Genomic DNA, 19,000 nt, shown 5'->3' on the forward strand with positions numbered 1-19,000 from the left:
CTTCGTGGCTTGCCGGCCGACGCGGGGTCAGGAGATGCCGCGGAGGAAGGTGCGGATGTCGTCCGCGAGCAGCTTCGGTTCCTCCATCGCGGGGAAGTGGCCACCCGTGGTGAACTCGCTCCAGTGGCCGATCGCCTCCCACGGGTCCATCGCGCGGCGCATCAGCGGGTGGGTGTCGAACACGGCCCATCCGGACGGCACGTCGGGGGCCATGGCGATGCCGGCGCCGGCGTGCTCGGACTCGTAGTAGAACTGCGCGATCGACGCACCGCTGCGGGTGAACCAGTACAGGCTGATGTTCGTGAGCAGCTGGTCACGGTCGACGTCCGGCGTCCGGTAGCCGCCATCGGTCGTCCGGACCTTGAACTTCTCGGCGATCCACGCGAGCTGACCGACCGGCGAGTCGGTGCGCGCCGCGCCGATGGTGCCTGGTCGGTGGTTGTGCATCCCGATGTATCCGCGCTCTGCCGCACTCTCGGTGCGCACTGCCTCGATCTGGGCGATCTCGTCGTCGGACAGGCCGTCGGGGCAGGGGAGCTTGTCGCCGACCAACCCGAGCCACCCGCGGTCAGCGCCGAGGTGGGTGCCGATGACGCGTTCCGGGTAGACCGCCGCAAGGCGCCCGGTGGTGCCCGCACCGACGTCCGTGCCGTGGGCCGCGAATCGCTCGTAGCCCAGACGCGTCATGATCTCGGCGTAGGCGTCCGTCGTGCGCGCCAGGTCCCAGCCGGCGCCCGACAGCGGGGTCGAGAATCCGAGGCCGGGCAGCGAAGGGATGACCACATGGAAGTCGTCGGTCAGCAGCGGCACGAGTCGCTGGTACTCGACGAACGACCCCGGCCAGCCGTTGTTCAGGAGCAGCGGGGTGGCCTGCGCGTCGGCTGAACGCGCGTGCACGACGTGGAACGTCTGGCCGTCGACGACCGTCGTGACCTGCTCGTACTCGTTGAGCCTCGCTTCCTGCACACGCCAGTCGAACCCGTCGCGCCAGTACTGGGCGACGTCCTGCAGGTACCCGAGCGGGGTGCCACGGCTGAAGTCGGTGTCATCGCCCCGGCCCGGAACGGGGTGCGGCCACCGCGTGCGGGCCAACCGTCGGTGCAGGTCGTCGACGTCGGCCTGCGGGATGTCGATGCGGAAGGGCTCGAGCCCGTTGTTCTTGGTCATGACGTCGACGTTTCCAGGCATTCCGGCAGACCGGCTTCCGCGATTGCTTGGGACGATCGACACCGTGCTGCAGACCTCGGCCCGCCTGCTCGAGCTGCTGTCGTTGCTCCAGCTCCGGCGCGACTGGACCAGCGCCCAGCTCGCCGGCCGGCTCGACGTCAGCACGAGAACCGTGCGCGCCGACGTCAGCAGGCTTCGGACCCTCGGCTATCCGGTGGATGCGCGCCCCGGGGTCGCCGGCGGGTACCGACTGGCCGCCGGGACGGCGATGCCCCCGCTCCTGCTCGACGACGACGAGGCCGTCGCCGTCGCCGTCGGACTGGGTGCGGTCGCCACCCAGCGGCTCGGCGTCGAGGAGACGTCGCTCACCGCGCTCGCGAAGCTGGAGCAGGTTCTGCCTGCGCGGCTGCGCCGGCGCGTTGAGGCGGTTCGTGCGGCGACGAGCGTCGTCGCACGAACTGAGCCCCCGCTCGACCTGTCGGTTCTCGGTGCCGTCGCCGCCGCGATCCGCGGCCACGAACGACTCCGGTTCGGGTACACCAAGCCTGGGGGCTCGGAAGAGGCCCGCCACACCGAACCGCAGCGGCTGGTGAGCTGGGGGCCGCTCTGGTACCTGCTCGCGTGGGATCTCGACCGCGACGACTGGCGCGTCTTCCGCGTCGACCGCATGGTCCCGCACGCACCGACGGGTGCGCGGTTCCGGCCGCGCCCGACCCCGCAGGACGATGTCGTCGACTACGTCGTCAGACGCGTCAGCAAGGCGGCCTGGAAGTACCGGGCCCTGGTGCTCGTGCACGCTTCCGCCGCTGCGGTGGCCGCGAAGATCCCCGTACCGGTCGACATCGAGGAGGTCGACGAGTCCAGCTGCCGCGTCGAGCTGGGTTCCGACGACCCAGATCAGCTCGCCCTCTGGATGACACAGCTCGACGTCGACATCGAGGTGATCGACGGCGACGAGCTCGCGGTGGCGTTCGAACGCCTCGCGGCAAGGTGTCGTCGGACGGCGGGTGGCGCAGCCCCGACGTCGAGCTCGGCCTGACCGCTGTGACCGCCGAGCCGTAGGCCGATCGGCTACCGGAGGCAATCGTCATCCGGCGTGCTGCCCGACCTCGTCGCTCCGACCTCCCCGGCTCCGGCAGCGCCAGCCGGCGACGGCGCACTGACCGTCGGAGTCGTCACCGGCGGCCAGGACGGTGCCGTCGGCGCGCAGGCCCAGCGTGTGCACGGCGCCCGCCGCCACCTGCACGACGTCGCGCCAGCCGTCGACGTCGCACTGGCCGTGGTCGTCGGCACCCGTCGCGCACACCCGGCCGTCGCCGGTCAGCGCGACGCTGTGGTGGCTGCCCGCCGCGACCGCCACGACGTCCCGCCAACCGCTCGTGTCGCACGCCCCGGTGCCGCTGCGACCGGTGGCCAGGACCGAGCCGTCACCGCGCAGCCCGATCGTGTGCAGGTACCCGGCCGCCACGTCGACCAGGCCGCGCCAGTCCTGGACCGCGCACTGCCCGAACCGGTCGCTGCCGGCGGACACGGCCGTGCCGTCGACGCGGACACCGACGGTGTGCCAATCACCGGCCGCGACGGCGACGACCTCGCGCCACGACGCCACGTCGCACGCCGACTCCGCCGTACGCCCGGTGGCGAGGACCCGCCCGTCGCCCAGCAGGCCGACCGAGCGTCGCCAGCCCGCCGCGACCGCCACGACACCCCGCCACCCTGCGACCCGGCACTGGCCGTCGGCCTCCCACCCGCACGCCAGCACCGTCCCGTCCGCGCGCAGGCCCACCGAGTGCGACCTCCCCGTGTTGCGCGCCGGGTGCACGTTGCCGGCGGCCACCGAGACGACATCACCCCAGCCCTGCACGGCGCACTCCTGCCCTGCGCGGCTCCCCGCCGCGACCACCATCCCCCCGGGCAGGACCCCCAGGGAGTGGCGCCTGCCGCACGCCACCAGACTCGGCGCATCTCTCGCGACCACGCTCACCTCCAAGCCCCGGCGGCCGATCCTGCCCGAGAACGAAACCGGTCGCGGCAGCACGCGCGGTACCCGACCGAGGGTCGTCACCTCATTGCGGTCGGCCGGGATGGTGAGCCCGAGGGCCGACGACGCCCCCGGGTCGGGCGTCCTCGGTCGTCGGTGTCGGGCCGGCGCCCCCCGCCCTACGCGAGGGACCCGGGCGGCGCGGGCGTCTCAACCCGACTTGGCCCCGGCGTTGCGCCCCGGCGGCGCCCGCCGGCGGGGCGCCCTAGTCGCGGAGTGGCCGCATCATGGTGCGGTCCCAGCGGATGACGCAGCCCGTGTCCGTCCGCAGTCGGTCCGCGGCCATGAAGTCTGGATCCACACCGAAGTGCGCGCGGTACGCCTCGTAGGCGCTGAAGCTCTCGAAGGTGAACAGCGCCAGGGCCTTGTCGCTCGCTCCTTCTGAGGGGAGAAAGTACCCGTGGTGCACACCCCCTTCACGCCGGACCAGTTCCACCCAGCGACGGGAGTAGAGCTCGAACTCGGCGAGCTTGCTCGCGTCGATCGTGTACTCGATGACGACGGTGACGGGTGTGCCCGACATGGAGGGGACCCTTCTGTGAAGCGGACACCGAGCGGCCCGGTTCTGCTGCCGGTGCGGGAGGTCTGCCGTCGGCCCAGCGCGTTCGTGACAGCGATGGGGTCGAGGTCCCCCCAGTGGACGCCCCCGGAGTGACGGCGGAGGCGCAGCGGTCGATCGAGAGCTACCCGGTGCTCATGGTGTGACCTTGGAAGGCGCACCCACCGCGAACCACACGTCTTCGGCCTCGCCTACGTGCACGGCGAGGTTACGGGGCGACGGCACCATCATCCAGTGCGCTCGAGGATCGGATCTGGGGGTGGCCTCAGGGTCGGCGTGGGTGGAGGCGACGTCGGCTCGCCGGTAGCGCCTCGGTCGTGGCGTTGCGGGTGACTGGACGCTGGGTCACGGTGGAGGGATGAGCAGGGCACCTCTGAAGCGGCGCACCCTCAGGCGCGGGTGCGCGATCGCGGGTGGTCTCCTGTTGTCCGCGGCCACCGTCAGCGCCTGCAGCGGGGCCCAGGACGCGGGGACGACCAGCGGGAGCGCGGCTCCGGTCGTGCCGTCGACGCAGGCCCCGGGCTCAGCTCCGGCGGCGACCACCGGGGTGGGTGAGCCCTCCGCGACCACCAGCGACAGCGGGACCATCAAGTCCTCCGACGACGCGGGCGACGCGACCTCCTCCGGCGGAGACCCGCTGCTACCCCAGGGCCAGGTGCTCGTGGCCAACGAGGACGGGGTCACTCTGCTGGCCACCCGAGGCACCGGTGGGGTGGTGGTCGAGGACAGCGCCGTGCGGGCCTTCGACGACGGACGCGGCGGTCTCGTCTACCAGTCCGCCGCGCCCGAGGGGGCAGGCGGGATCCTCTGGCAGCAGTCGGTCGACTCCGAACCGGTCGAGGTCGTGGAGCCAGGGCTCGCGGACCAGGTCGAGCTCGAGGGTGCGGCCGTCGTCGAGGGACAGCCGACCGTCGTGTTCAGCGTCGCCGTCGTCGGTGAGCGGCCGGACGACTACGAGGAGTCGATACAGAGCGTGCGACTGCCCTCGGGTGACCGTCGGCGGGTCGACTTCACCGGCGGTTTCGAGTCCGGACTGTCCGGTGCCACGCTTGCCGCGACCGGTGTGATGTCGCTGCAGACCTTCGACACGGCCGCGACGGTCTTCCGCTTCGTCGACCTGACCGGTCGTGACGTCGCGGTCCCGGCGAACCCTCTGGCCGACGGCGCGTGCGGGGACGAGCCCGACTGCCCCACCGGGCTGACGCTCGGCCTCTCAGGGGATCGAGCCGCCTGGCTGCAGGCCGAACCCGTCGAGGGTGGCGCGCGCTACGACCTGGTCGTCCAAGGCGTCGAGGCCGACGAGCCTTCGACGGTCGTGCCGATCGACGCCGCCCTGCTGCCGGACGGGGTGCTGCCCTCGACAGTCGAGCTGGCCGGTGACCTCGCCCTCGTCAACCGGGGCAGCACCGACGGCCCGAACCCTCCGGTGGCCTCGGCCCTGATCGTCGACCTCACCTCAGACGAGGTCACCGAGCTGCCTGAGGCCGGCTACGCGTCCCTGACCCGACCGGGCAGCCCGAACCGTTAGCACGTGCCGCCCGACCGTGTCCCGAGGGCAACTCGGTCGGCAGGCCCACGGACCGTACGGGAACGCCGGCCCGGTGCTCGTCGGCGCCGATCACGGGTCGTGCCGGTCGGTCCGGCGGTGGGTGACCGCCGGCTCCGGTCAGCGGCTCAGGGAGAGCCGTCTGGAGAGTTGGTGGCTCGTGTCGAGGCCGACGGACCTAGCGGTCGGACCAGTTCCACGCCGAGTCGTCGCTGAGCCTTCCGCGGCTGGCGCCGACCACCTTCAGCAGGAGACGGTTGAGGTGGGCTCCCTCCTCGGCGGTCAGGCCCGCGTCGCGCATGTCGTTGCTCGCGGCCGCGACGTCCCAGGCCGACTTCAGCGCGCCACGGCCGGCGTCGGTGATCTGCACCGGGTTGCGGCGCCCGCGAGCACGGCTGCCGGTGCGTTCCAGCAGCCCGCGCCGCTCCAGACCGTCCAGCACCGGGGCGATGCTCTGCGGCCGCAGCAGCACCGCCCGGGCCAGGTCGGCCTGGGACAAGGGCCCGGTGATGTCCAGCTGCGCGAGCACCCCGAAGTGCACCGGGTGCAGCTCCTGGGTCGCCAACCGCTCGGCCAGCCGCTGCCCGAGGAAGCGCGCCACCCGCACCACGTTCCACGTCACCACCTGGTCCAGCTCGACCTCGGTCAGCGCACGGTCCGTGTCCACCTACCCATCGTGCAGCACGACCGGCACACGCCCGGACTTGCAGAAACCTGTTAGTTGCGTACGTTGCAGGTATGGCCACTCCTCACCAGGACGACCGCACCCGCCTGCTGGTGCTCGGGGCGAACGGGCCGACGGGGCGCCAGACCGTCCACCAGGCCCTGACCCGCGGCCACCAGGTCTCCGCCTTGACCCGGCACCCCGAGACGTTCCCGCTGCACCACGACCGGCTGCAGGTCATCGCGGGTGACGCCACCGACGAAGGCGTCATCGACGCCGCCGTCGCCGCGACCGACGCGGTGATCTGCACCATCGGTGCCGCGTTCACCCGCCGACCGGTCGTCGTCTACTCCACGAGCGCCCGCCTGCTCGTCGAGGCGATGGACCAACACCACAGACGACGGCTGATCGTGGTCACCTCCGGCGGGGTGGACGCCGACCACAGGCCGGCCGGGTTCGCGGCGCGGCTGTCCCGGTCGGTGGTGCGCGACCACGTCGGCAAGACCGTCTACGACGACATGGCGAAGATGGAGCGGGTGGTCTCGGCCAGCGACCTGGACTGGACGGTCGTGCGCCCACCCGGGCTGACCGACGAGCCCGGCACCGGGTACGCCGTCGCGGAGGACAGCATCGACGGCCCGGTCATGTCTCGGGAGGACCTCGCCGGGATGCTGCTGGACCAGCTCGAGGACGACCGGTTCCTCCGCAAGGTCGCCGCGGTCACCACCCCCGGCTTGACGGTCAGCGCCTGGCGCATGCTGCGCCGCGAGGTCCTCAAACGCTGACCGGCACCCGGACAGCTCGACCCACCACCCCGAAGGACGCCTCCACCAGCGCACCGCCCCAGGCTCGGTCACCCGTCGCCCGAGGACGCGGCGCCACGGCAGGGCAGGGCCGTCCAGCGGTCGGCCGAGCCGGCGCCACGCAGCGTCTGCCGGCCCGGATCGGTGTGGTCGTGGTAATCACGGGGCGGTCCGCCGGCGGGCTCGTGCTAACCCTCAGGCCCCGGTCGGACACGTGTCCCCGGCATCGCCGCGACGGAACAGCGCCGACGGAGGCAACGACACGGCGAGGTCCAGACCTTCCTCACCTACCGCAACAGCCTCGATCTTCACCCCCGACGGGACGCCGGGGCCGTCGAGCGCCAGGACCCGCGGGTCCAGCAGGTCCGTGTCGCGCCCGGCGGCGGCGCGGGCGAGTTCGACCGGCATCTCACGACCGCCGACCGAGAGGGTGACGGGGGTCAGGAGGAGCTCGCCCGAGCCGGCGAGCTCCGGGCGCATGGTCACGCCGACGGGCAGGCCACGGACCTCGGTGCGGGCCAGGACGGCTTCCCCGTCGGCCTCCAGCGTGACCGCGGACGCCCTCGGGCCGTCCCCGAGCCGCTCGGCGGCCACGACCCACGGGACATGCACCTCCGCCGCGCCGCTCGAGCCGGATACCGCGCCCGACGTCAGCGGGAAGACGGCTACGTCGGTTCGCACGATGACGCCCTCGACGACGCGGCACCGCGCCCGTTCCTGGGCCACCGCGCCCACGGCCGCATCACCCGCCCAGGCCGTGACAGCGGTCGCCGCGACCGCCACGCCGAGCGTGCGGAGACGACGTCGCCGGGCTACGGGCGGGCCGGACGAAGGCGGCGGCGCAGGAGTGGGCGGGGGAGTCACGGCGGGCACAGGTCACGACTGTTCGCGACGGGCCGGAACGCGCGCGCCGCGGCGGCTGAGGGTTGCCCGGCCGTCTTCCTGAGGGGCCGCTGAAGGCCGCACCTGGTGCGCCACACTGGGGCTCGTGGCCGCCACAGACCGGTCCCGGCGTCTGCGTGCCCGGGCGCCCGCGCACGTGCTCGTCGTCGAGGACGAGCCCGCCCTGCTGCAGCTGATCGGGCGGACGTTGGAGGTGTCGGGCTTCACCGTCCGGCGAGCGGCCACGGCCACGGCCGCTGTCGTCGCGGTGGCGGACCAGCCGCCGGACCTGGCCGTCGTCGACGTCATGCTCCCCGACGGATCGGGCTTCGACCTCATCCACCGCCTGCGTGACGTCCGCCCGGACCTGGCTGTGGTCCTGCTGACCGCCCGCGACGGGGTCGAGGACCGGCTGACCGGCTTCGCGGTCGGCGCCGACGACTACGTGACGAAGCCGTTCGCCGTGGCCGAGCTCGTCGCCCGGGTCAACGCGGTCCTCCGGCGCAGCCGCCCTGCCGAGGACGTGCCTGAGGTCCTCGAGGTCGCTGATCTCCGCCTGGACGACGCCGCCCATGTCGTCACCCGCGGTGAGCAGCTGATCGACCTCTCTCCCACGGAGTACCGGCTGCTGCGCCACCTGATGACCCACGCGGGCAGGGTGCTGTCCCGTGCGGAGCTCCTCGAGCACGTGTGGGAGTACCCGGACACGGCAGGGGCGGCGGTCGTGGAGAAGTTCGTCAGCCAGCTGCGCCGCAAGGTCGACGTCGAGGACCGTCCCCCCCTGCTGCACACCGTCCGGGGGTTCGGCTACGTGCTGCGGGCGCCGTGAGCCTGCGGAGCCGGCTCGCCCTGGCGACGACCGCGCTGCTGTCCCTGGTGCTGCTCGCCTCGTCGGTGGCTTCGTACCTCGCCCTACGGTCCTCCCTCGACGACCAGACCGAGAGGCTGCTCCAGCAGGCGGTCCAGCGCATCGAGGCGGTGCCCGACGACGGCTACGTCACCACGACCGCCAGAGAGCTGTGGCAGGACGCCGCGCCGGCGGGGGCCTACGTCGCCGCCCATGACACCACGGGGGCCGTCGTCTCGGAACGGGTCCCGGTCGGGGCCCGCTCGGCGCCCGCGGCGACATCGGTCGACATGCTGGCCCTCACCCGCCCCACCGTCGTGCTCGCACCTGGGGGCGGCACCGACTACGTGCTGCACACGGCCCACTGGGTCGACCCGGTGACGGTGCAGACGGCCGACGGTGCCGTGGACAGGGACGTCGCCGCCGTGACGGTCGGCGTCCCGCGCGATGCCCGCGACCAGACGCTCGCCGACCAGCGGGAGGAGCTCGCGACCATCTGGTTCCTCGCTGTTGCCGCATGCCTAGTCGCCGCCGAGGCCGTGGCCGGGGCGGCTCTTCGACCGTTGCGGCAGATCGCCGCTGCCGCGCGCCGCTTCGCGAACGGCGAGAGGGGCCGGCTGCGTCCGGAGTCGGCGCCGCGCGCGCGCACCGAGGTCGACGAGGTCGCCGCGGCCCTGGACGAGGCGTTCGGCTCGCGGTGGCGGGCGGAGGACCGGATGCGGGACTTCGTGGCCGACGCCTCCCACGAGCTGCGGACGCCACTGGCCGCTGTGCACGGGTGGGCCGACCTGTACGCCGAGCAGGCGGCGGCCGGGCGGGCGACCCCCGATCTGGCCGAGGAGGTCGTCGGTCACGTCCGCGCGGAGAGCACGCGGATGCAGGGCCTCGTCGAGGACCTGCTGCGGCTGGCCCGGCTGGAGTCCCTGGGTCCCGAGTCGTCGGAGGAGGTCGACGTCGCCGGCCTGGTCGCCGACCTGACGGCCGAGACCGCAGCGCTCCACCCGGGTCACGAGCTGGAGCCCGTCCCGCGGGAAGGAGCGGCACACGCCGTGACCGATGCGGCGGCCCTTGGTCGGGCCGTACGCAACCTGCTGGTCAACGCCGTCCGACACACCCCGCCCGGAACGGTCGTCGCCACCCGTGTGGCCCCGGTCGTGGTCGACGGCGTCGCGTGGATCCGCATCGAGGTCGCCGACGACGGACCGGGCATCGCCCAGGAGCACCTCGCCGCCGCCCACGAGCGGTTCTGGCGGGCCGCCGCGGGCCGGGACCGCGGGGACGGCGGTGGCGGCGGGCTCGGTCTGGCGATCGTCCACGGGACCGCCCAGGCCCTGGGCGGCTCGCTGACCCTTCGCGCGACCGGGACGCGCGGCCTGACCGCCGTCCTCGACATCCCTCAGCGAAGCGTCAGCAACGCCGCCGCTGGGACTCAGGACATCGTCGGCCTGGGCGGAGCCTCGCCGGATGTACTTCCTGGTGTGCATGACACGACGCCAGCCCTCGCCTCTGCCGTCACCCGTCACCCCCGGCCTGGTGGGCTGAGCGCCCTCGGCCGGGTCTGCGCCTGCCACCCGCTGGCCGTCATCGGCCTCTGGGTCGCCGTCCTGGTCGCCGTCCAGATCGGCGCCCAGCTGGCCGGCGGGACCTACGACGACGAGGTGGACGTGCCTGACGGCGGCGCCAGCATCGGCGCCAAGCTCCTCGAGGACGCCGGCGCGGGCGGGGACTACTCGAGCTCGGTCGTGTTCCACACCGACGACGGCGGCGTCGCCGAGCGCGAGGGCGAGATCCGCGACGCGCTGGTCGAGGTGTCCACCGTGCCCGGGATCACCGGCGTCGGCGACCCGTTCGACCCCACCTCCGGGACCGGCGCCGTGAGCGAGGACGGCACGATCGCCTACGCGAGCCTGTCCTACGCCGAGCAGGCCAGGACCCTGTCCGACGAGACGCTGGCCGGCGTCGAGGACGCGTTCGCCGGGCTCGGCGAGGTCGGTGTCGAGGTCGACTTCGGGCCACAGCTCGGCACGTTCGTGGAGGCGGACGGTCACAACCGGTGGGCGGAGCTCGTCGGGCTCGTCGTCGCGCTCGTCGTGCTGCTGGTGTCGTTCGGCAGCATCGTCGGCGCCCTGCTGCCGTTGGGCACCGCGATCCTGGCCGCTGCCGTCGGCCTGGGGGTGCTCGGCCTGCTTACCGCGGTCCTGGCCTTCGCGTCCCAGTCACCGGTTCTCGCCACGATGATCGGCCTCGGGGTCGGCATCGACTACGCGCTGTTCCTCGTCACCCGCTACCGCCAGGACCTCATGGACGGGGTCGCGCCGGTGGACGCCGCCGCGAGGGCGGTGGGGGCCAGCGGGCACTCGGTCCTCGTCGCGGCCGGGACGGTGGCCGTGGCCCTGCTCGGGCTGTACGCGTCGGGGCTCACGTTCATCGGCCAGCTCGGGCTGGCCGCCGTCATCACCGTCGTCACCGCGGCGCTCGGGGCCATCACCCTGGTGCCTGCCACCCTCGGCCTCGTGGGGCGGGGCATCGACCGGTGGAGCCTGGGAGCACCCAAGGCCGAGCCTCGAGGCTCCTCGACGACGTGGTACCGCTACTCCCGGTGGGTCTCGCGCAACCCGTGGAAGGTCGCCTCCGCGGCCACGGCCTTCCTGCTGCTGCTGGCCGCCCCCCTGCTGGACATCCGCCTCGGGCACATCTACCCGAACGCGGATCCGGCGGGGTCGACGACCCGGCAGGCGTACGACCTCCTCGCGGAGGGGTTCGGGCCCGGCGTCAACGGACCGCTCACCGTGGTCGTCGACGTGGCCACCGTCCCCGCCGAGGACGTGCCGGGGGTGGTCTCGACGATCGACGAGGCGCTGGCCGGGGTCGACGGCACCGCCTCCGTCACACCGGTGCAGCCCGTCTCCGACACCACCCTGGTCGCCACGGTCGTGCCCGGCACCGGGCCCGAGGACGAGTCCACCACCGCCCTCTTCCGGCTGCTCAGCGCCGAGGTCCTCCCGGACGCCGTCGGAGGCACGGGCGCGCAGACCTACGTCTCCGGAGAGGTCGCCGGGTTCACCGAGTTCACCGACCTCACGACCGACCGGCTCGCCGTGGTCATCCTGATCGTGGTCCTGGCCGCCTTCCTCCTGCTCACCGCGACGTTCCGCAGCGTCGTCGTCGCGGCCAAGGCAGCGGCGCTCAACCTCATCTCGATCGGTGCGGCGTACGGGGTCCTCGTCGCCGTCTTCCAGTGGGGCTGGGGCGCCTCGCTGATCGGCGTCGACCAGCCGGTACCCATCGAGTCCTACGTGCCCCTGCTCATGTTCGCCGTCGTGTTCGGGTTGTCGATGGACTACGAGGTCTTCCTCCTGTCTCGCATCAAGGAGGCGTGGCTACGCACGGGGGACAACACGACGTCGGTCGCCGAGGGCCTCGCGGCCACGGGCCGGGTCATCACCGCCGCAGCCCTGATCATGATCAGCGTGTTCTCGGCGTTCGTGTTCGAGGACGACGTCGTCATCAAGATGCTGGCCGTCGGCCTCGCCGTCAGCGTCCTCATCGACGCGACCATCGTCCGCATCCTGCTGGTTCCGGCGACCATGACGCTGCTCGGCAGCCGGAACTGGTGGATCCCCCGGTGGCTGGACCGCCTCCTGCCCCACGTCGAGCCCGAACCGCTGCCGCAGGTCCACCCGCGAACCGCCGGATCGTCGTCCGACCAGGCCTGAGGTCAGCGGGCTGACAGGATCGCCGGGCCCCAGGAGCCGCCTGCCGGATCGTCGTCAGGCGGGGTCCGGCTCGTCCTCACGCTGTTCGGTGTCGTCGGCCATCAGCCCGTTCACGACCTCGTTCTCGGCCAGCAACGGGGTGAAGGTCTGCACCGGCTTGTCGGACAGATCGTCCACCGACGCCTCCGCCAGCGTCCGGATCTCCTCCCGCGAGGCGTCCACCGAGGGGCGCCGCTCGACCTTGTCGGAGACCTCCTCCACGATCCGGTCCCTGCTGCTCTGCTCTTCGGGTGCTGCGTGCTCGGTCACGAGGGTGTCCTCTCCGTGGGCTGAGGACACCACAGTGACAAGGACAGGCCCAGCACCCCCAGCCGAGACCCGCCCCGTCCGGCACAGTTCAGGCAGTGTTCATCCCCGCGCGTGCCGCGTGGGAGCTACCCGCTGACCCACCTGACGTCCCGACCCCACCGCGGGCGGTGACCAGGAACGCCGGGGAGGACCAGTAGTCGTGCAGGGGCCGGGTGGTCACGTCGGTCCAGCCCGCGCGCTGCAGCTGCCGGGCCCAGGCCGTGGCGGGCTGTTCGAAGGTGGCGCGCACCGCACCCGGGCGCAGCTGGCCGGTGAGCACGGGCATCAGGAAGCCCTGGGCCACCAGGTCCCGGTCGTCGGAGTACTCGGCGAGGCCCTGCTCGTAGGTCCGGTGCAGGAACCGCAGGTGGTCCGGGCTGCCGACCGCGACGTCGGGGACGTCGAACTCCACGACGGCCAGCCGGGCCACGTGGGGACGCAGGTCACGAAGCACCGCGGCGCGCTGGTCGTGGTCGATGGCGTGCAGGGCGAAGGTGGACTGCACCAGGTCCCAGGTCCGCGCCGGGTCGGGCTGCGCGGCGAGGCCGGTGGTGAAGGCCTGGGCGGTGACCGGATGGGCGTGCACCTGGGTCCGCGGGTCGGAGCCGGCCCGCTGCCGGAGCCGCTCGAGGGCGGCGCCGAGCAGCGGGGCCGAGGGCTCCAGCAGGTCGAGGTGGGCGGGGTGGTGCCGGGCGGCCTGCAGCGCGGGCAGCAGGGCCGTGCCGTCACCGCAGCCGACGTCCAGCAGGGCGGCGGGCCGGAACCGGTCGTAGAGGTCGGCCAGCGCGGTGCCGACCGCCGCGTACAGCGCGACGTTGCCGCCGCCGCGGATGAACGCCTCGAAGGCGGCGGGCCGGTCGTAGACCGACCCGTGGCCGTCAGCCCTCAGGTGCTCGGCCAGGGCCCTCTCGAGCCGCGAGCCCCCGCCGGCCACCTCGCGACGGGCGAGGTCGACGTCACCGTCCACCAGCGCAGCCGGAGCACGGACCACCGCCTGCTCACCCATGCCGGCAGTGTGCCGCCCCGCCACGCTCACCCGGCGGCGAGCAGGTCGTCGATCTGGTTGATGGCCGTCGAGGCGCCCTCGACGACGCCCATGTCCAGGACCTGCTGGAGCGCCTCGGCGGAGGCGTACGTGCTCACGTAGGTCGCCCGCGTGCCGCCGTCGTGCGGGGCGAAGGAGTACGAGCCGTGACTCACGGGCATGTCGGGGTTGACGGTGAAGTGCTCGTCGGCGAAGGCGTCCTCGAACGTGAACCGGGTGGGCTCCTCGACGGTCCGGATGTCCCAGACGCCGGCGAACTTCTCCCCCTCCGGGGAGGTCATGTAGTAGGTGGACCGAGACCCCGGCGTCAGGGTGTGGTCCACGAACGTGGCGGGGTAGGTCGGCGGGCCGAAGACCTTCTCCAGCTGGCGGGCGTCGGCGTACACCTGCCAGATCCGCTCCACGGGCGCCGCGAAGTCGGCCACGATGGTCAGGGTCAGGGCGTCGATGTCGTGCTTCACGTCGGTGACGGGCATGTCAGTCGTTCCTCTCGATGGACGGGTCGGTGGCGATCAGTTCGTCGATCCGGGCGATGCGACCGCGCCAGACGGCTTCGAGCTCGGTGAGCATGGCGGCCACCGAGCGCACGGCCTGCACGTCACCGCTGGTCAGGGACTCACGGCCGCTGCGTCGCTTGGTGACCAGGCCAGCCCCCTGCAGGACCGCGACGTGCTTCTGGACCGCGGCGAAGCTCATGTCGTAGGACGCCGCGAGAGCGGAGACCGAGTGCTCCCCCGCCAGCACCCGACGCAGGATGTCGCGTCGGGTCCGGTCGGCCAGCGCGTGGAACAGGGCGTCGGCCCGGTCCTCGTCCTGGTCGTCGGTCACAGGAGAAACTTACAACCGACCGGTTGTAGGTTGTCAAGCCCCGGTCGGTCGATCCCTGCGTTCAGTCCAACCACCAGCTGGTGAGCGGTCCGAGCGCGACGTACGCCGCCAGGACCGCGAGGCACAGGACCAGCACGAGCAGGGACGGGAGCGTGTCCCGCCACGGTCGGCCCGGGCCGAGCGCGACCACGACGTCGGCACCGACGAGCAGCGCTCCCACGACGCAGGCGAACGGCGTCAGCAGGATCGCCAGGTAACCCAGCAGCACCGAGCCCTCCGACGGCAGGACCGGGGGCCCGGGCCGGCCGGAGGCACCGACACCAGGCTGCGACAGCGGGAGGACGTCGAACCCGTTGGCCGACCAGCTGGCCAGGACGGTGGAGCCGTAGACGACGGCGCACGACCCCACGACCAGGGCGACCAGCAGCAGGTGCCGCAGCCGGAGCGGTGCGACGGGACCGGTGCCGGAGGCGTCCTGGACGACGTGGGCCTGCCCGTGGCTCATGGCTGAGCCTCCCGCTGCCTGGCGCGGACCACAAGGACCGTCCTGGGTCGGGCGGCCACCGGCGGATCGACGACGAAGGGCCGTCCAGCCCTCCGGGGTCCACCCAAGGCCGCCTGACCCGTTCGGACGACCTTCCGGAGGATTCGGGCAGACTCCTTGACCGGCAGCGACCGTGACCAGATGCTCCTCTCGTGACACCGACCGCGCGGCGGCGGCGGATCGCGGTGGGGGTGGCGCTGTCGCTGCTCGGTTCGTTCGTGGTCGCGCTGCCCGCAGACGCCTCCGCCCTCCCGTCGACGTCGACCCCGTCGGCTCTCACCCGCGCCGACGACCACCGGCCGTGGACCGACGTCCAGGTGCCAGACCGCTTCATGGGCCGGCAGGCCCTGTTGCGGGGGGTGTCACCGGAGGGCGTCCTCGCGCTGGTCGAGACGGAGCCCCCCTACCGCGAGATGACCTGGTTCCCCCACGACGGCGCGCCCGCCCCGGTCGGGGTACGGGACGACGCCGCCCTCGCCGGGTCCACCGCGGTGGAGGCGCCGATGACGGCGTGGGACGGCACGTGGCGGCTCGTCGATCTCGCGAGCGGCGCCGTCGAGCTCGTCCCCGAGCCGCTACCGGGGGAGCGTGACCGTCTCGTGTCCGTGGGCGAGGACAGCCGCCTCGTCGAGGAGGCGACCGAGGAGGCGGGCATCCGGCGGCTGGTCGTGGAACGCGACGGGGTACGCACACCCATCGACGGGCTGCCCCTCAGCTCTCGGCCGTGGGGGTCTTTCCAGCTTCCGTCGCACGTCCACGGACCCGTCGCTGCGGTCGTCGTGCCGGGAGGGGGGGTGTGGCTGGTCGACACGGTGTCGGCGGCCGCGTCGCCGCTGAGTCCCGGTGAGGCGTCCATCGGGTTCGACACCCTCATCGTCGGGACCGGCGCCGTCGCCTGGCTGACCGAGGTCGACGGCCACGTCGGCGCCGCGGTCGTACCGGTGGAGGGAGCCCGGAGCACCGGGCCGATCGTCGTGCACCGGTTGGACGAGCCGGCGCCGACGCAGGGTCGCGCGTTCCCGCTCTCGCTCGCGGTGGTCGGTGACGCCGTGCACATCGGCGTCGACCGTCGCGCCGGGACCTTCGACGGCCGCACCCGCCTCCGGACGGTGACGGCGGGCAGCACCGCTGCGCCGGACGTGGGCGACCTCGTGGGCAACGTCGCCGCTGACGGTGGTCAGGGGCTGGTCGTCGTCCGGCCGGGGCGGGGTCGCGCCACCACCCTCGAACACCGCGGTCCCGACGGAGGCGTCGACGTCCTCGCGAGGCTCGACGCCGTGCCGGACGGCGGCCAGCCCTCGGTCGGTGGAGAACGGCTCGTGGTCTCGGGGGCAGGGTCCCTGTGGTCGTGGCAGCTGGACGGGGCCGGGCCCCTGGCGGAGCCCACGAGGTCCCCGGTGTCCACCCAGGACGTCGCCACCGACGGGGTCACGACCGCGGCGATGGGACCGGACGGCGTCGCGGCGCTCCTGGGTGACGGCACGCTGGGCCCGGTCGCGGCCGGGACCGCCTCGCTACGGGACCTGCGCAGGGCAGGGGACGGTTACGCCCTCGCGCGGCAGGCGGAGCGGGAGGTGACGGCGGTCGTCGATCTGGGCGGCGCCGCACCTGACGCCCGCTACTTCTCCGACGCCACCGACCTGCAGGGCGGCAGCACGTGGCGCAGCGGGTCGGAGGTCCTGCGGCAGAGCCCGTACGGCATGGGACGCGAGTGGCCGTGGGCGGTCGTGCAGCAGGACCTCCGCACCGGCGCCGCGACGGTCCACGACGTCGGCGACGGCTGCTACGCGACCCATCCGCAGGTGGCCGGCCGCTGGCTGGTGGTGCGCTGCAACGCGGTCGACGAGGGCGAGCCCGAAGGGCTCGTGGTCGACCTCGACGGGGAGCACCCGCGTCGGCACGTCACCGACATGCAGGGGGACGTCGTGGTGGGGGACGGTGTCGCGATCCGGGCGGTGGAGGTGCCGTCCCGATACCTGGAGGCCCCGAAGCACGAGGTGGTCGTCCAGTGGCTCGACCTGCGAGACGTGACGGCGGGCTGGCAGGAGGCGGACCGCTTCCCCCTGCAGGGACGCCCGGTGCGCCCCGCCGTGAACCAGTCCGGCGGGACGTTCTCCGCCGCCTGGTACCGCGGTGACAGCCAGGTGCGACTCCTGCACGCCCCCGGTCCGGCGAGCACGCCCCGGCCCGGGCCGACGAGGCGGCTCACGGCACCGCCTCCTGTCACCGGGGTGACGACCAGCCCCGCCTCCGGCGGCGCGGTGGTGCGGTGGGCGCACGATGCGCCCGCAGGTGCCGCCGCCGAGGGGTTCGCCGTCGTGGCCACTCGGACCAGCTCTCCCGGGACCGAGCACCGGGCGACGGCCCGGGCCGACCAGCGCGAGCTGCAGCTGCCCGGCCTGACGAACGGCGCCGCGTACACGGTGCAGGTACGCGCGCTCAACCGCACCGGCCTCGCCGCGCCGGTGGTCGGCCCCCGGGTCGTGCCGCACGGCACGTTGCCCGCCGCTCCTCACGCGACCGAGCTCGTCGTCGACCCGTCCACGGACCGGGCGACGATCCGCTGGGTGCCCGGCCAGGACCCGGCGGCCGCCCCCGCGACCGGCTTCTCGGTGCGGCTCGGCGACAGGGTCCTCGCCTCGAACCTTCCCGCGGGGGCCCGGTCCGCCACGGTCCAGGTGCCCAAGGGCCGGCACATCCTGTCGGTCTTCGCCCACAACGGCGGCGACCGCAGCGCGCCCGACCGGTGGGGCGCCGACTTCCCCGGTCCGGACAGCGTGGTGCCGAAGGTCCTCTCCACCTCGCTCGCCACGACGTCGCTCGGCACGTCCACCACCTACGCGTGGACGGGGTCCGACGACCGCAAGGTCGCGACCTACGACGTGCGCTGGCGCGGCGCGGCGCGGCCACAGGCAAGGCCCTCGGCGCGTGGCAGTACCCGAGCGGGTGGCAGAGGCGTACCAAGGCGTCGGTCCCGCTGCAGGAGCTGCGGGCGGGCGAGACCCGCTGCCTGTCGGTACGCGCCCGCGACGCGCAGGGCAACGTGTCCGGGTGGACGACCGCACGGTGCACCGTGGTCCCGCTGGACCAGACGAACCTGAGGACGAACGGCACCTGGACCAGTCCCAGGAGCAGCAGCTACTACATGGGCAGCGCGGCCCGCACCACGGCCAGGGGCGCGTCGATCCACCGCACCGGCACCCGGACCGACGCGGTGTGGCTGCTCGCCACCACCTGTCCGACGTGCGGCAAGGTCGAGGTCCTCGACGACGGCGTCCGCGTCGCGACCATCGACCTCCGCACCAGCACGACGAGGCACCGTCAGCTGCGGTCGGTGCCGCTGGGCGGCGCACGGCGAAGCGGGACCATCACGATCAGCCTGGGCAGCGCACCGGTGACTGTCGACGGGCTGGCCCTGCGTTCGTACTGACGTCCTCTGCGTCGTCCGCCGCACGGGTCCTGGGAGGGTGCGCCGTCGACGTCGACCGACGCGCAGACGACCTCAGGGCTCGGTGTACTCGGGGCAGCCTTCCCCCAGCAGAGCGGTGTAGCGCCCCGTCACCGTGGTCTCCGGGTCGGGCTCCTCGGCGCCCGAGGAGCCCGCGAGTCGGCCGTCGACGAAGATCCTGGTGAGCTCGCCCGCCGGCACCTCGGCCCGGTAGGTCGTACCGACCTCGAGCTGGGTGCTGGCGACCACCTCTTCGCCCTGCCGGTACTCGACCCGTTCGACCGTGCCCTCGCCGAGCGACGGGGACGTGCAGTACACGACCCCCACGGTGCGGTCGACGATCTGGTCGCCGCAGCCCGGGAGCGCCACGGCGCACACCACGACCCCTGCAACGACCGCCCAGCGGTGCCGACGAGGCATCTGCCCTCCTCCGACGGGGCCATCGGACGACGGGACCCGTGTCCGCTCTCGACGTTACCCGCCGCGGTGGCCGAGCATCCGTCGACCCCAGCACCGGGATGCACCATGGCGAGGACACGCCCGGTCGGGTGGACCTCGACCG

The 19,000-nt window shown here is 73.3% G+C and carries 18 protein-coding genes; 7 read left to right on the forward strand and 11 right to left on the reverse strand.

Features of this window, described 5'->3' with window-relative positions; genetic code table 11:
* Positions 1–27: 27 nt before the first annotated feature.
* Positions 28–1,332 carry an epoxide hydrolase family protein gene (locus tag SJY06_RS01560; protein WP_380163945.1) on the reverse strand — a complete coding sequence of 435 codons (1,305 nt, stop codon included), beginning with the start codon at positions 1,330–1,332 and terminating at the stop codon, positions 28–30.
* Here SJY06_RS01560 and SJY06_RS01565 point away from each other — a divergent pair.
* The gene (locus SJY06_RS01565; protein ID WP_380169658.1) at positions 1,232–2,206 is read left to right on the forward strand and encodes a helix-turn-helix transcriptional regulator; all 975 of its coding nucleotides are present in this window, start codon (positions 1,232–1,234) and stop codon (positions 2,204–2,206) included. The two genes, SJY06_RS01560 and SJY06_RS01565, sit on opposite strands and share 101 nt — an antisense overlap.
* Positions 2,207–2,254: 48 nt before the next feature.
* Here SJY06_RS01565 and SJY06_RS01570 read toward each other — a convergent pair whose 3' ends face one another.
* Both SJY06_RS01570 and SJY06_RS01575 read right to left on the reverse strand, forming a co-directional pair.
* Positions 2,255–3,031, reverse strand: coding sequence for an RCC1 domain-containing protein (locus tag SJY06_RS01570; protein ID WP_380163947.1), 777 nt, complete (start codon positions 3,029–3,031; stop codon positions 2,255–2,257).
* 382 nt (positions 3,032–3,413) lie between these two features.
* Positions 3,414–3,731 carry an NIPSNAP family protein gene (locus SJY06_RS01575; RefSeq protein WP_380163949.1) on the reverse strand — a complete coding sequence of 106 codons (318 nt, stop codon included), beginning with the start codon at positions 3,729–3,731 and terminating at the stop codon, positions 3,414–3,416.
* Positions 3,732–4,125: 394 nt separating this feature from the next.
* Between SJY06_RS01575 and SJY06_RS01580 the strand changes: the two genes are divergently transcribed.
* On the forward strand, positions 4,126–5,295 hold the full coding sequence (locus tag SJY06_RS01580) for a hypothetical protein (protein WP_380163951.1): 1,170 nt from the start codon (positions 4,126–4,128) through the stop codon (positions 5,293–5,295).
* Between the two features lie 196 nt (positions 5,296–5,491).
* Here SJY06_RS01580 and SJY06_RS01585 read toward each other — a convergent pair whose 3' ends face one another.
* Complete coding sequence (locus SJY06_RS01585) at positions 5,492–5,980, reverse strand: MarR family winged helix-turn-helix transcriptional regulator (protein WP_380163953.1); 489 nt, start codon at positions 5,978–5,980, stop codon at positions 5,492–5,494.
* A 71-nt stretch (positions 5,981–6,051) separates the two neighbouring features.
* Here SJY06_RS01585 and SJY06_RS01590 point away from each other — a divergent pair, with 71 nt between their 5' ends.
* Positions 6,052–6,762 carry an NAD(P)-dependent oxidoreductase gene (locus SJY06_RS01590; RefSeq protein WP_380163955.1) on the forward strand — a complete coding sequence of 237 codons (711 nt, stop codon included), beginning with the start codon at positions 6,052–6,054 and terminating at the stop codon, positions 6,760–6,762.
* A gap of 213 nt (positions 6,763–6,975) precedes the next feature.
* Here SJY06_RS01590 and SJY06_RS01595 read toward each other — a convergent pair whose 3' ends face one another.
* Complete coding sequence (locus SJY06_RS01595) at positions 6,976–7,461, reverse strand: hypothetical protein (protein ID WP_380163957.1); 486 nt, start codon at positions 7,459–7,461, stop codon at positions 6,976–6,978.
* Positions 7,462–7,768: 307 nt separating this feature from the next.
* Here SJY06_RS01595 and SJY06_RS01600 point away from each other — a divergent pair, with 307 nt between their 5' ends.
* Entirely contained in the window at positions 7,769–8,491 is a 723-nt protein-coding gene (locus tag SJY06_RS01600) for a response regulator (RefSeq protein WP_380163959.1), read from the forward strand.
* Positions 8,488–12,225, forward strand: a complete 3,738-nt coding sequence (locus SJY06_RS01605; RefSeq protein WP_380163961.1) for an MMPL family transporter — start codon at positions 8,488–8,490, stop codon at positions 12,223–12,225. Before SJY06_RS01600 ends, SJY06_RS01605 begins: the two co-directional genes overlap by 4 nt.
* Before the next feature lie 54 nt (positions 12,226–12,279).
* Here the strand turns inward: SJY06_RS01605 and SJY06_RS01610 are convergent, their stop codons facing one another.
* From SJY06_RS01610 to SJY06_RS01630, 5 genes are all read right to left on the reverse strand, one after another.
* Positions 12,280–12,534: a three-helix bundle dimerization domain-containing protein gene (locus SJY06_RS01610; RefSeq protein ID WP_380163963.1), complete on the reverse strand. Its 255-nt coding sequence runs from the start codon at positions 12,532–12,534 to the stop codon at positions 12,280–12,282.
* A gap of 88 nt (positions 12,535–12,622) precedes the next feature.
* A complete protein-coding gene (locus SJY06_RS01615; RefSeq protein WP_380163965.1) occupies positions 12,623–13,579 on the reverse strand; it encodes a methyltransferase in 957 nt (318 codons plus the stop codon).
* A gap of 26 nt (positions 13,580–13,605) precedes the next feature.
* Positions 13,606–14,094 carry an SRPBCC domain-containing protein gene (locus SJY06_RS01620; protein ID WP_380163967.1) on the reverse strand — a complete coding sequence of 163 codons (489 nt, stop codon included), beginning with the start codon at positions 14,092–14,094 and terminating at the stop codon, positions 13,606–13,608.
* A 1-nt stretch (position 14,095) separates the two neighbouring features.
* A complete protein-coding gene (locus SJY06_RS01625; protein ID WP_380163969.1) occupies positions 14,096–14,446 on the reverse strand; it encodes an ArsR/SmtB family transcription factor in 351 nt (116 codons plus the stop codon).
* A gap of 61 nt (positions 14,447–14,507) precedes the next feature.
* Positions 14,508–14,951: a hypothetical protein gene (locus SJY06_RS01630; protein WP_380163971.1), complete on the reverse strand. Its 444-nt coding sequence runs from the start codon at positions 14,949–14,951 to the stop codon at positions 14,508–14,510.
* A gap of 191 nt (positions 14,952–15,142) precedes the next feature.
* Here SJY06_RS01630 and SJY06_RS01635 point away from each other — a divergent pair, with 191 nt between their 5' ends.
* A complete protein-coding gene (locus SJY06_RS01635; RefSeq protein WP_380163973.1) occupies positions 15,143–18,091 on the forward strand; it encodes a hypothetical protein in 2,949 nt (982 codons plus the stop codon).
* A complete protein-coding gene (locus SJY06_RS01640; RefSeq protein ID WP_380163975.1) occupies positions 18,064–18,420 on the forward strand; it encodes a hypothetical protein in 357 nt (118 codons plus the stop codon). Before SJY06_RS01635 ends, SJY06_RS01640 begins: the two co-directional genes overlap by 28 nt.
* A gap of 72 nt (positions 18,421–18,492) precedes the next feature.
* On the opposite strand, the gene SJY06_RS01645 is transcribed toward SJY06_RS01640, so the two are convergent.
* On the reverse strand, positions 18,493–18,858 hold the full coding sequence (locus SJY06_RS01645) for a hypothetical protein (protein ID WP_380163977.1): 366 nt from the start codon (positions 18,856–18,858) through the stop codon (positions 18,493–18,495).
* Positions 18,859–19,000: the final 142 nt, after the last annotated feature.

Origin of the sequence: Jannaschia sp. R86511 (genome assembly GCF_042466345.1) — a bacterium.
GTDB lineage: Bacteria > Actinomycetota > Actinomycetes > Actinomycetales > JBBAYJ01 > Aquipuribacter.